A 10,487-nucleotide genomic window follows, 5' to 3' on the forward strand; every position below is an offset into this window, starting at 1 on the left:
CGCCCGTCGCCCGTCGCCCGGAAGGCTCCCGCAGGTGCGCTCCCGGGCCGGGCCACCCATCACGTCTGCGCGCACGGACGCACCACTTCGCCCCCGCGCACGCACCACTTCCGCCACATAACGGACATAGGGCGCGCAAGTTGCTACGTTTGCCTGCCATGACGCCCCCGACGGCCCCCCTGGCGGACACCCTCCTTCCGGTTCCGCCGCGTCCCCGGCGGCGCGGGGTGGAGCTGGCGATGGTGGCGGGGGCGGTGCTGGTCTGCGTCTACGGCTACCGGACCGCGGCCTTCGCCCGGCACGCCACGGTGTCCGCCGCGGCAGACCGGCAGACCGCGGCACTGGCACTGCTCGCCCTGCTGGCACACCTGGTGGTGCGGCTGCGGGCACCGCACGCCGACCCCCTGCTGCTGCCCATCGCCGTCCTGCTCAACGGGCTGGGCCTGGTCGTCCTGCACCGGCTCGACCTGGACGCCCCCGGGAGAGCCGCGGCCCCGGCGCAGGTCGTGTGGTCGGCGCTCGGTGTGGGGCTGTTCGGCCTGGTGGTGTGGGTACTGCGGGACCACCGCCGCCTGGAGCGGCACGCCTACCGGAGCGCGGCGGCGGCGCTGGCGCTGATGGTCGTGCCGATCGGCTTCCCCGCGGTCAACGGCGCACGGATCTGGATCCGGCTCGGCAGCCTCTCGCTCCAGCCGGCCGAGTTCGCGAAGGTCCTCATCACGGTCTTCTTCGCGGCCTACCTGGCTGCCGAGGGGCCCGTCCTGGCCGCGACCGGCCGACGGCCGCCCGGCCCGGTGCGGGGCACCGCCCGGACGGCCTGCCGCGCCCCCGCCACCCGGCTCCTGCGGGTGCCCCGCCGCCTCCCGCCGATCCCGTTCCACCGGGTCCCCCGGCCCCTCGGGGCGCCCCGGCTCCTCCGCTCGGTCCGGCCGGTCCTGGCGATCTGGCTGGCCGGCGTGGGGGTGCTGCTGCTGGAGCGCGACCTGGGGACCTCGCTGCTGTTCTTCGGCGCGTTCCTGGTCCTGCTGTACGTGGCCACCGGCCGCACCGGATGGGTCGCGGTCGGACTGCTGCTGGCAGCCGCCGGCGCGGGCGCGGTGGGGGCCCTGGAACCGCACGTCCACGGCAGGGTCCAGGACTGGCTGCACCCGTTCGCCGCCATCGACGGGGGCGGCGGTCCGGGTCAGCTCGCGCAGTCGCTCTTCGCCTTCGCCGCCGGCGGCGCCCTGGGCACCGGGCTGGGGCAGGGGCACTCCTGGCTCGTCGGCTTCGCGGTGAGGTCCGACTTCGTACTGGCCACCTTCGGCGAGGAGTTGGGGCTGGCCGGACTCACCGCCCTGCTGCTGCTCTACGCGATGCTGGTGGCCCGCGGCTACCGTGCCGCCCTGGGCCTGGCCGACCCGTTCGGGCGACTGCTGGCGGTGGGGCTCGCCGCGCTGCTCGGGCTCCAGGTCTTCGTCATCACCGGCGGCGTGACCGGGCTGATCCCGCTGACCGGCATGGCGATGCCGTTCCTGGCCCAGGGCGGCTCCTCGGTGGTCACCAACTGGGTCGTCGTGGCCCTGCTGGTCCGGCTCAGCGACCGGGCCCGCACCCCCCGTCCGGATCCGCCCGCCCCCTCCGCGCAGGCACCCGAGGACGCCCCGGCGGGGGCGGACCGCGACCTGCCGGAGCCCCGAACCCTCCGCCTGTCCCGGGTGGCCGGAACCGGCCCGGTCCGGGCGCCCCGACCGGGCTCCCCCGGGTCCGGCCGCCTGCCCTCCCGCCCTGCCTCCGCCACCCCGGCCGGCCGGGCCGGGGACGGCCTGCCGGACACGGCGCCCCCGCCCCACCCGGTCCGGCCCTGGGACGCTCCCGCCGCTGCGGACGAACCGTTTCCGCCCCGCGAGCCGTTCCCCGCGCCGCACGGCGGACACCGCGCGGACGGCGCCGGCGGGGCGGCCGGCGAAGGGGGCGACCGGTGAACCGCCAGGTGCGCCACGCGGCCGCGTTGAGCCTGGCCCTGCTGGTCGCCCTGCTGGTCAACGCGGCCCGGGTGCAGCTCTGGCGCGCCGAGGAGTACAACGGCCACCCGGGCAACCGGCGGCCTGCGGTGCTGCGCTACGAGCAGCCGCGCGGCGACATCCTGGTGGCCGGCCGCCCGGTCACCGGCTCGCGGGACAGCGGCCAGCGGCTGCGGTGGGAACGCAGGTACCCCGAAGGGCCGCTGTACGCCCCGGTCACCGGCTACTCCTCCCAGCTCTACGGTCCCTCCCAGGTCGAGGCCGCCGAGGACGCCGTGCTGGCGGGCACCGACCCGCGCCTGGCCCCGCTGCCGCTGTGGGACAGGTTCACCGGCTCGCGCCGGCCGGGCGGCGACGTGGTGACGACCCTGGACCCGGCCGTGCAGCGGGCGGCCTTCGCGGCGCTGGGTGCGCGACGGGGAGCGGTGGTGGCGCTCCAGCCACGGACCGGCCGCATCCTCGCCCTGGTCAGCTCCCCGTCCTACGACCCCGAGCGGCTCTCGGGCACCGGCCAGGCGGTCACCGCCGCCTGGCACGACCTCGACCGCGACCCCGGCCGCCCGCTGCTCAACCGTGCGCTGGCCGCGGCCTACCCGCCCGGCTCCACCTTCAAGATCGTCACGGCGGCCGCGGCGCTGGACGCCGGAGAGGTTCCCGACGCCGACACGGCAACCGACACCCCCGACCCCTACCTGCTGCCGGCCACCCGCACCCGGCTGGTCAACGAGGCGTCGGGGTGCGCTCGCGCCACGCTGCGGGAGGCGTTCGTGCGCTCCTGCAACACCGTCTTCGCCCACCTGGGCGAGCGGCTCGGCTCCCGGGCGATGGCGCAGGCCGCCGAGCGGTTCGGGTTCAACGACGCGACGCTGCGGGTGCCCTCGCCGGTGGCCCGCTCCACCTTCGAGACCACCATGGACCCGGCGCAGACGGCGCTGTCGGCCATCGGCCAGTTCGACACCACGGCGACGCCCTTGCAGATGGCGATGGTCGCCTCGGCGGTCGCCACCGGCGGTGACCTGGTGGCGCCGCACCTGGTGGAGCGGGTCACCGACGCCGGCGGCGCCGCCCTGCCGCCCTCCCCCGGCCGGGCGTCCCGCCGCGCCATGACCCCGGCCACCGCCGAGCAGCTCCAGGAGCTCATGGTGGACGCGGTCGCCCACGGCACCGGCCGCAACGCGGCGATCCCCGGCGCGACGGTCGGCGGGAAGACGGGCACGGCCCAGCACGGCCCGCACAACAGCGGCAAGCCCTACGCCTGGTTCGTGGCCTGGGCGCGGGCGGCGAACGCCCCGGACCCGGCCGTGGCGGTGGCCGTGGTGGTGGAGGACGCGGCGGCCCGGCGCGCAGACATCAGCGGCGGGGGGAACGCCGCCCCGGTGGCCCGGACGGTGATGCGCGCCGTGCTGCGCTGAGCCGTCGCCGGGCCGGCCGGGGCCGCCGCCGCCCGTCCGGGAAGGTGTTCCAGCCCCCGGACGGGCACCGCGTACCGGTGCCCTCTACAGCTACCCTTTCCGGTCATGACGACCACGCAGCCCTCGCAGGAGTCGGAAGGCACGGACAGGCCCGGGGAGGCGGCCGGCACCGCCCCGGTGGTGGCCAGGCTGACGTCGGTGAGCGTCCGCCGCAGCACCAACGAACAGGTCATCCTGGACGACGTCGACTGGACGGTGCGCGCCGGTGAGCACTGGGCGCTGCTGGGTGCCAACGGCGCGGGCAAGACCACCATCCTGCGGCTGGTGGGGGCCATGATGTTCCCCACCACCGGGACGGTGGAGGTGCTGGGCCACCGGCTGGGCCGGGTGGACGTGCGGGAGCTGCGCGCGGCGATCGGGCTGGTCTCCAGCGCGCAGAAGGTGCCGCCGACGGCCGACTGCCACACCGTCGTGCTGACCGGCGCGACCGGCACCGTCCAGCCGCTGTGGGGCAAGTACGACACCGATACGCGGGAGCGCGCGCACGCCCTGCTCGCCGAGCTCCAGGTCAAGGAGTTGGCGGACCGGCCGTTCGGCGTCTGCTCGGGGGGCCAGCGGGCGCGGGTGCTGATCGCCAGGGCGCTGATGTCCGACCCGTCGCTGCTGCTGCTGGACGAGCCGTTCAACGCCCTCGACCTGCCCTCGCGCGAGGACCTGATCGACAGCATGCGCCACCTGGCCGGCAGCCGCCCGGAGCTGGCGACGGTCACCGTCACCCACCACCTGGAGGAGCTGTCGCCCGCCATCGGGCACGCGGTGCTGCTCAGGGAGGGCCGGGTGCAGGCGCTCGGTCCGGCCGAGGAGGTCCTCACCGGGGAGCGGATGACGGCGTGTTTCGGCCGCCCCGTCGAGGTGACCCGGCACGCCGGCCGCTGGCTGGCCCGCTCCGGCCTCAACTGACCGGGCGGGTTCGACCGGCAGAAGCGGGCTCGGCGGGCCGGCGGGGGCTGTCGCGGGGGCGGGTCAGCCCTCGGCCGCCGCGCCCTGCTCGATCGCCTCCCCGACCTCGGCGACGCGGGCCGCCTCCTCGGCGGCGAACCGCTCCGCGTCCATCTTCTCGGCCATCTCCTCGTCCTGCGACATGAGCAGGTCCAGGTTGGAGTCGCCGAGTTCGAGCACGCCCATGTCGACGTAGGCGCGTTGCAGCCGCTCGCCCCAGAGGCCGATGTCCTTCACGCAGGGCACGATGCGGCTGAAGAGCAGCTTGCGGAAGAGGTGGAGAAACTCGGACTGCTCGGTGTACTCCACCGCCTCGTCGTGCGGGATGCCGAAGTTCTCCAGCACCTCCAGGCCGCGGATGCGGTCGCGCATCAGGTAGCAGCCCTCGATGACGAACTCCTCGCGTTCGCGCAGTTCGGCGTCGGTGAGCTGCTTGTAGTAGTCGCGCAGCGCCATCCGCCCGAAGGCGACGTGCCGTGCCTCGTCCTGCATGACGTAGGCCAGGATCTGCTTGGGCAGCGGCTTCTGCGTGGTGTCGCGGATCATGCCGAACGCGGCGAGCGCGAGCCCCTCGATGAGGACCTGCATGCCGAGGTAGGGCATGTCCCAGCGGGAGTCGCGCAGGGTGTCGCCGAGCAGGGCCTGGAGGTTGTCGTTGATCGGGTAGAGCATCCCGATCTTGTCCTGGAGGAAGCGGCTGTAGATCTCGGCGTGCCGCGCCTCGTCCATGGTCTGGGTCGCCGAGTAGAACTTGGCGTCCAGGTCGGGGGCCGACTCCACGATGCGGGCGGCGCACACCATGGCGCCCTGCTCACCGTGGAGGAACTGGCTGAACTGCCAGGAGGCGAAGTGCCGGCGCAGTTCGGCGCGGTCGCGGCCGGTCATCGCACCCCAGTGGCGGGTGCCGTAAAGGGCCATCGCCTCGTCGGGGGTGCCCAGCGGGTCGTAGGGGTCGACCTCCAGGTCCCAGTCGATGCGGGTGACGGCGTCCCACTGCTTGTCCTTGCCCTTCTGGTAGAGGGCCAGGAGCCGGTCGCGGCCGTCGTCGTACTCCCAGGTGAAGCGCGCCGATCCGGTGGCCGGCACGGTCCAGGGGATGTCTGCGGGGGCCTGCGTGTAGATGTCGCGGGTGGACATGGCAGTGGTCCTCCTCGTCTCCAAGCACGGGGCTCGGGGCGTCCGTTGGCAGGTTCACACGACGTTACCGGCGGGTCAATAAGTCGCGCGAGAGGGATTGACGTCCTTACTGACAAGCAGTCTCATAAGACGTGACCCCGGGTAACCACGGCCAGCGAGGTAGTTCAGCCATGACGACCGCACCCGACATCCGCAGCTCCCAGACCGAGCTCCTGCGCGACGCACTCGGCCTGCTCAAGGACCGCGAGCAGGTCGCGACACGCCTGCTGGACTCCTCTGCGAAGCACTCCTTCGATCCGGACACCGAACTCGACTGGGACGCGCCCCTGGAGGAGGGCAAGTGGTTCTGGCCACCGGAGCTGGTGTCCCTCTACGACACCCCGCTGTGGAAGAAGATGTCCGAGGAACAGCGCATGGAGCTCTCCCGGCACGAGGCCGCCTCCCTGGCCTCCCTGGGCATCTGGTTCGAGATCATCCTGATGCAGCTCCTGGTGCGCCACATCTACGACAAGTCGGTGACCAGCGCCCACGTCCGGTACGCGCTGACCGAGATAGCCGACGAGTGCCGCCACTCCAAGATGTTCGCCCGCATGATCCAGAAGGGCGGCGCACCCACCTACCCGGTCTCCCGCGTCTCGCACAACCTGGCGCGGCTGCTCAAGACCGTCTCCACGACGCCGGGTTCGTTCGCCGCCACGCTCCTCGGCGAGGAGATCCTCGACTGGATGCAGCGCCTGACCTTCCCGGACGAGCGCATCCAGACCCTCGTCCGCGGCGTCACCCGCATCCACGTCGTGGAGGAGGCGCGCCACGTGCGCTACGCCCGCGAGGAGCTGCGCCGCCAGATGGTCACGGCGCCGCGCTGGGAGCGGGAGTTCACCCGGCTCAGCTGCGGTGAGGCGGCCCGCGTCTTCTCGATCTCCTTCGTCAACCCCGAGGTGTACACCAACGTCGGGCTCGACAAGCGGGAGGCGGTGGCGCAGGTGAAGGCCAGCGGGCACCGCCGCGAGGTGATGCAGACCGGCGCCAAGCGGCTGACCGACTTCCTCGACGACATCGGGGTGCTGCGGGGCGTGGGACGCCGGCTGTGGAAGAGCTCCGGACTGCTGTGAGCCCTCCTCCCCGGGTGGCCGAACAGCCGCTCGTGGACGTGGCGCAGGGGGCGGTTACGCTGGCGGACATGAACGGCAGCGGCACCGCCCCAGCAGCCTCCCGGCCGGCCTACCGCAGGCTCGGCGTCGAGCAGCGTCGCGCACAGCTCATCACCGCGGCGCTCGGGCTGTTCTCGCACCGGCAGCCCGAGGACGTCTCCCTCGACGACGTGGCCAACGCCGCCGAGGTCTCCCGGCCGCTGGTCTACCGGTACTTCCCCGGTGGCAAACCGCAGCTGTACGAGGCCGCGTTGCGCAGCGCCGCCGACATCCTGCGCGGCTGCTTCGCCGAACCGGAGGTGGGCCCCCTCACCCGGCGCCTGGGCCACGCCCTCGACCGCTACCTGACGTTCGTGGACGAGCACGACGCGGGCTTCGCGGCGCTGCTGCGCGGCGGCAGCGTCGTCGGCACCGACCGCACCACCGCCATCGTCGACGAGGTGCGTCACGCCGCCGCCGAGCAGATACTGCACCACCTCGGGACGCCCAGGCCCGGGCCGAGGCTGCGGATGACGGTGCGGACCTGGATCACCTGCGTGGAGGCCGCCTCCCTGATCTGGCTGGACGAGTCCCCCGCCCCCGAGGACCGCACCCCGCCGGCGCGCGAGGAGCTGCGGGACTGGCTCGTCGACCAGTTCGTGGCCATGCTCACCGCATCCGCCGCCTGCGACGCCCAGACCGCCGCGGTGGCGCGGGCCGCGATGACCATGGAGTCACCGGACGGCGCCGTGGGCTCCCTCGCCCGGCGCGTCCAGCCCGTCGTCGAGGACGCCGCGCACCTGCTGCTCGACGTCGGGGAGGCGAGAGCGGCGGACGGCGAGGACGGCGCGGTGCAGCCGCCCCCGTCCACCGCAGCAGGCTCCCCGGCGACGACGCAGGCCGGTACGGGCTCCGGGACGACGGCGGACGCCTGAGGTGAGGAGCGAGCAGACGCCCTTCCGCGGCGGCCCCCTGGATGGCCGGGTGCTCCCCGTCCTGGTCGACGCCACCGGACGGCCGCCGGCCCACTACCGGGTCCCGGTGCCCGGCCCGGACGGCGGGACCCGCACCGTCCACCACTACCGGCGGCAGCCGGGCCCCCCGGGGCGCCTCGGGCTGCCCCGCGGATGGGTCTACACCCACGAGCCGGAGGGAACAGCGGACTCGGGGATCAAGTGGCGCTTCCGGCGCAGGCGTTGACGGCTGCCGGCGGCGTCCCCAGTGGTGCGCCGGAGCGCCGGGCCGCAGGGCAAGCTGCCCGGACGCCGCGGCGTCCCGCCGGACACCGGCGACCAACGGCTGTCCCGCCCCGATGGCCGGCGAGGGCAGGCCGCGCCGGGCGCCAGGGCCCCGCCGGGACGGCGCGGCAGTCCTTTGGGACTCCTCAGCCGGAGGTGTCCAGGGCGTCGGCATCGCCCTCACAGGCGTAGTCGATGATGCGGGAGAGCGGTATGTAGTAGTTGCCCGCGTTCCGGTAGTTCTGTTCCACGAGCTTCCCGTACTCCGCGAGGTGCGCGTCTTGTGCGCGCACGGAAAGCCCCCCACCGATCCTCGTTCCGGCGTCCGGCGCTCCTCCGGCCCGCAGGCAGTGCGCCGTGACGGTGGTGCGCCGCCGAACAGGTGGCGACACCACCCGTTCCCTCCGCAGCCCAGGCGGCAGGTCGAAGGCGGTGGCAGCATCCGAACCCGAACCGGGCACGTCAGGCCCGTACCCGGCGTGGCAGGGAGGTGACCGTAGTGCTCCGCAGGTCCTGCACGGCGGTGTGCGCGGTGGTGGCGGTGACCGGGACCCTGGCCGCCGGTGCACCTCCCGGACCCGGCGCGCCGCCCGCCCCGGCCCCACCACCGGCGGTCGCCCCACCCGCGGGGAACCCCGCAAGCACCGCCCCGGCCACGCGTCCGCCCGGCGCCACGGGGACACCCGGCCCGGCCGCGTCCGCCCCACCGGCCGCTTCAGCCTCACCGGCCGTCCGCCGGCAGGGGGCTGCCGCCGCGCCGCAGACCGGCCCCCGCGCGGACGCCGGCACCGGCGACGGCTCGGTGGCCGCGCTCCTCGCACGCCTGCGCGTGCTGCACCAGGAGGTGGCGGAGGCGACGCGCGCGGTCACCGGTTCGGACGCGGCCCTGCACCGTCAGGAGGGCCGCGAGCGCGTCCTGGCCCGGCGCCTCGCCACAGCCCGGCGCACGCTGGCCGGCGCCCGGGCCGACGCCGGGCGACTCGCGTCCCTCCAGTACCGCACCACCGCGGGGGCCCAGCTCACGCCCTACCTCCGGGCGTTGCTGGCCCCCGCCCCGCAGGCCCTGCTGGAGCGGCGCCATCTGCTGGCCGAGGCGGCCGGTGCCCAACGGGCGACCGTGCGACGGCTCATCACCTCGGCACGCGCCGTCAACGACCTGACCGGCAAGGCGAAGGAGGCACTCGTCGCGCACCGGCGCCTGGCCACGGCGCGGCGCAGGGTCCTGGAGACGAGGTCCAGGAGGCTGGCCGAGGTGGAAAAGGCGTTGGCGACCCTGCCGACCGACCGCCTCCTGGGCCTCCGGGAGTTCGAGGCCGGCGGTCCCGGCCGGGCCGCGGGCCCCACCACCGGCCCGGGCGTGCGGGGAGCGGGGGCGACGGCCACGCCGGCGGGCGGCCCGCGCCGGGCCCTTGACGACGGACCCGCTGCGACCAGCACGGTTGCTTCGTAACGGACGGCGAGTCGTACCGCGTGGCGACGGCCCGTGGCGTTTGAGCCGGTTGATTCCGCACCCGACGGCGTGCCGCTGCTTGTAGTCGTCCCTGTCGAAGCGCGGTGTCCGGGTTCTCGACGTTGAGCGCAGTGACCCTCGCCCACGTCCGACCACCGCCGTCACCGAGCAGCACGAAGGCGGCTCCTCCCCCGACGGGGGGGGAGGAGCCGCCTTCGTGCGTCATGTCGACGGAGCCCCCGTTGCGGGTACGGGGCCCGGTTCCCTGAGCGCGCACGGTCAAGGAGACCGGGAGAGGGCCGGAGGTGACCCGCTCGGGCTCAGCCCCGGTAGAACACCAGCATGCTGCCCGGGTTCTGCGGTTCGCGTTCGCAGTGGACGATCGTGACGTGGTGGCCCACGCCCTCGTCCACCAACTGCTGGGTCTCCGGCGTGAAGCAATCCGTCGCGGCGTCGCCCTGCGTGTCTATCGAGGGGAGGTCAGCGGCCTGGGCAGTGGCTCCGAGGCCGAGGCCGGAGAAAGCCAGGATGCCGGCGGCGGCGACTGCTGCGCGCTGGAACTTGCGCATGTTTTCTCTCCTTACGTACATACGTGCAGACGTGCAGTGGTGCGCGTACGCCTCTGCGGCGCACGGCCCGCTCATCGCGGAACGCGACTGGACCGAACCGGCCCCGCGGTCGGCCGAAGTCGTGTCCGACCGCAAAGCGTCGCGTTGCGCTTCGAGCTCACCCCAAGCAGTCGATCACACGAACGGGTGACGCTCCAAGCGCTCGCGGTCCCTGTTACAGGGCTACGACAGACCACCCGTACCCGCCGGCATGGGTGTTCGTGCCACCGTCATCCGCCCCCGGGCGGCCCCAGCCCGCCCTGGCCCGGCTGGACCGGCACGGCCGAGGCGGGCTGGACAACCTCCTTGGCATCAACGGCCATGACGCAGGACCAGCCTCGCTCCTCCAACGCCAGGCGGAAGGAGACGCTACGGCCGTAACCGGCATCCGCCACCAGCAGGGGAACCGCCACCCCCTGCCGCGCGAGCCGATCCAGCAGACCCGGAGCCAGACGCGTCCTGGGCCGGCCCGGCTTGGTGTCCTGGGGCAACAACGTCTCCAGCCCCACC

The 10,487-nt window shown here is 74.3% G+C and carries 10 protein-coding genes and 1 pseudogene; 7 read left to right on the top strand and 4 right to left on the bottom strand.

Annotation, left to right across the window (positions count from 1 at the left end; translation table 11 throughout):
• Positions 1–158 precede the first annotated feature (158 nt).
• From ACFV3R_RS12835 to ACFV3R_RS12845, 3 genes are all read left to right on the top strand, one after another.
• Complete coding sequence (locus ACFV3R_RS12835; RefSeq protein WP_385580141.1) at positions 159–1,964, top strand: FtsW/RodA/SpoVE family cell cycle protein; 1,806 nt, start codon at positions 159–161, stop codon at positions 1,962–1,964.
• Positions 1,961–3,415, top strand: a complete 1,455-nt coding sequence (locus tag ACFV3R_RS12840; RefSeq protein WP_385580144.1) for a peptidoglycan D,D-transpeptidase FtsI family protein — start codon at positions 1,961–1,963, stop codon at positions 3,413–3,415. Before ACFV3R_RS12835 ends, ACFV3R_RS12840 begins: the two co-directional genes overlap by 4 nt.
• 105 nt (positions 3,416–3,520) lie before the next feature.
• On the top strand, positions 3,521–4,375 hold the full coding sequence (locus ACFV3R_RS12845) for an ABC transporter ATP-binding protein (protein WP_385580147.1): 855 nt from the start codon (positions 3,521–3,523) through the stop codon (positions 4,373–4,375).
• A 63-nt stretch (positions 4,376–4,438) separates the two neighbouring features.
• Here the strand turns inward: ACFV3R_RS12845 and ACFV3R_RS12850 are convergent, their stop codons facing one another.
• Positions 4,439–5,551: a ferritin-like domain-containing protein gene (locus ACFV3R_RS12850; RefSeq protein WP_385580149.1), complete on the bottom strand. Its 1,113-nt coding sequence runs from the start codon at positions 5,549–5,551 to the stop codon at positions 4,439–4,441.
• Between the two features lie 170 nt (positions 5,552–5,721).
• Here ACFV3R_RS12850 and ACFV3R_RS12855 point away from each other — a divergent pair, with 170 nt between their 5' ends.
• From ACFV3R_RS12855 to ACFV3R_RS12865, 3 genes and pseudogenes are all read left to right on the top strand, one after another.
• Positions 5,722–6,663, top strand: coding sequence for a diiron oxygenase (locus ACFV3R_RS12855; RefSeq protein WP_385580152.1), 942 nt, complete (start codon positions 5,722–5,724; stop codon positions 6,661–6,663).
• A 68-nt stretch (positions 6,664–6,731) separates the two neighbouring features.
• Positions 6,732–7,487 (top strand): annotated as a pseudogene (locus ACFV3R_RS12860) (TetR/AcrR family transcriptional regulator); the annotation flags it as partial.
• A 130-nt stretch (positions 7,488–7,617) separates the two neighbouring features.
• The gene (locus ACFV3R_RS12865; RefSeq protein ID WP_385580154.1) at positions 7,618–7,881 is read left to right on the top strand and encodes a hypothetical protein; all 264 of its coding nucleotides are present in this window, start codon (positions 7,618–7,620) and stop codon (positions 7,879–7,881) included.
• Positions 7,882–8,065: 184 nt separating this feature from the next.
• On the opposite strand, the gene ACFV3R_RS12870 is transcribed toward ACFV3R_RS12865, so the two are convergent.
• Positions 8,066–8,212 (bottom strand): hypothetical protein, encoded by a 147-nt coding sequence (locus tag ACFV3R_RS12870; protein WP_385580156.1) that lies wholly within the window; start codon positions 8,210–8,212, stop codon positions 8,066–8,068.
• 509 nt (positions 8,213–8,721) lie between these two features.
• Between ACFV3R_RS12870 and ACFV3R_RS12875 the strand changes: the two genes are divergently transcribed.
• Complete coding sequence (locus tag ACFV3R_RS12875) at positions 8,722–9,369, top strand: hypothetical protein (RefSeq protein ID WP_385580158.1); 648 nt, start codon at positions 8,722–8,724, stop codon at positions 9,367–9,369.
• Positions 9,370–9,689: 320 nt separating this feature from the next.
• Here ACFV3R_RS12875 and ACFV3R_RS12880 read toward each other — a convergent pair whose 3' ends face one another.
• Both ACFV3R_RS12880 and ACFV3R_RS12885 read right to left on the bottom strand, forming a co-directional pair.
• Positions 9,690–9,938, bottom strand: a complete 249-nt coding sequence (locus ACFV3R_RS12880; protein ID WP_385580161.1) for a hypothetical protein — start codon at positions 9,936–9,938, stop codon at positions 9,690–9,692.
• Between the two features lie 269 nt (positions 9,939–10,207).
• Positions 10,208–10,468, bottom strand: a complete 261-nt coding sequence (locus ACFV3R_RS12885) for a transposase (protein ID WP_385580164.1) — start codon at positions 10,466–10,468, stop codon at positions 10,208–10,210.
• Between the last annotated feature and the right edge of the window lie 19 nt (positions 10,469–10,487).

Origin of the sequence: Streptomyces sp. NPDC059740, assembly GCF_042733155.1 — a bacterium.
GTDB lineage: Bacteria > Actinomycetota > Actinomycetes > Streptomycetales > Streptomycetaceae > Streptomyces.